At 61.1% G+C, this 1,339-nt stretch carries 1 protein-coding gene; it reads right to left on the bottom strand.

Annotation, left to right across the window (positions count from 1 at the left end):
* Nucleotides 1-204: 204 nt before the first annotated feature.
* Nucleotides 205-1,278, bottom strand: a complete 1,074-nt coding sequence (locus HLH35_RS19645; RefSeq protein WP_182980737.1) for an IS4 family transposase — start codon at nucleotides 1,276-1,278, stop codon at nucleotides 205-207.
* Nucleotides 1,279-1,339 lie beyond the last annotated feature (61 nt).

The following is a 1,339-nucleotide window of genomic DNA, read 5'->3' as shown; positions in this document are numbered from 1 at the left end:
GCCCCATAGGCGCGAAGTTAATATTTTCTGAGGTCTTGAGCTTGTGAGCTTCGCTTTCTGACGGGTTGTGCCTGTCTTCGTCGAAAGCGCTGGATGACGTCATGTCTGTCGAGCCTGATGGGAGGCAGGATGGCATATCTGAGGATTTCGCGCGCTTTCTGCCATGCGGCCCAGATGAGGTTGTATGTGGGCCTGGCTCTGCCATCAGGCTGAGGGGGAAACGCCGATGATCTCGTTGGCGAGATCATCGGTCATCACGGCGGCGATGAGATGTGCCAGCAGCCATGTTCTGGCCAATGCAGGATTTGCGGCCGGCAGGCGGTCAATACCGCCGAGAGTTTTCAGTCGTTTGAAACCGATTTCGACCTGCCAGCGGTTACGGTAGAGGGCAATGACCTGTTCGGCCGGGTGCCTGTCGCGTGAGAGGGATGTGAGCAGGATCAGAAAGCCTGCGGCCTCGGCGGTGCGCGGGTCGAGTTCATGGCCGTTTCGGTTGGCCTTGCGCGCCTTCCTGCGGCGTGCCGACCCGGCGCTCTCGGCAGGCAAGCGCTGGATCACCAGACGCAGCTTCTGTGCCATCCCCTTGACGTGCACGTCGCGATCACACGGTACATTGTCTTCAGGCAATGCTGTCATCACATCGAGCTTTTGGCCCGCAGCATCATAGAGACGCACGGCGCGCCATCCCATCCGGGTGATGAAGTCGCTGCCCTGGCTCAGCACATCATGAAAATTACGGACCCGGGCATAACCCCGATCAGTGATGACGGTGCGTCCCGCACCGACCGGCGTATGGGCTGTCTCTTCAGCGATCCTGTCGGTGGTCAGATGCAGGCTGGTGAAACGGCCTCGACCGGGGTCGTAGCAGGCGTGCAGTTTCCACCGCCCGCCACGACCCGGGGCACAGATTACCGAACCGTCCACTAGCGACAGAGACAGTCCGGCTTCGTCGGAGGGAGAGGCCATCCCAGCGCGCGAGGCCAGCAGACACGCAAGGATATGGGCCAGCCAATCTCCCATCCCCCGCAAACGGCCTTCCACAGCCTTGTCGCTCAGTTCCGCAATGCCCGCATCGCCAGCGCGGGCCGCCGCCGCCCGCAGAGACTGGCCTCCCGGGCCATACATGAGTGCCAGGCGCAAAAGACCCTCCGCACTCCTGACTTTGCGCACACGTCGCAGAGCACCAGTGCTCCGGCTCGTCGCCTCAAGATCCACCACCGCGCTAATCGCGCGGACAACAGACCCCCAATCCCCGCCAAGAAGAGATACAGAACGCATCTTTCTCTTGAATCATAAGTCGGACACTCAATTCAATCCATTACCTTCGCGCCTATGGGGC

This window comes from Gluconacetobacter asukensis, from assembly GCF_014174375.1.
Classification (GTDB): domain Bacteria; phylum Pseudomonadota; class Alphaproteobacteria; order Acetobacterales; family Acetobacteraceae; genus Gluconacetobacter; species Gluconacetobacter asukensis.
This window is presented reverse-complemented; position numbering and strand designations above follow the sequence as displayed.

Coding starts and splice junctions, on each gene's coding strand:
- HLH35_RS19645 (WP_182980737.1), bottom strand. CDS start 1,278: ATGCGTTCTGTATCTCTTCTTGGCGGGGATTGGGGGTCTGTTGTCCGC.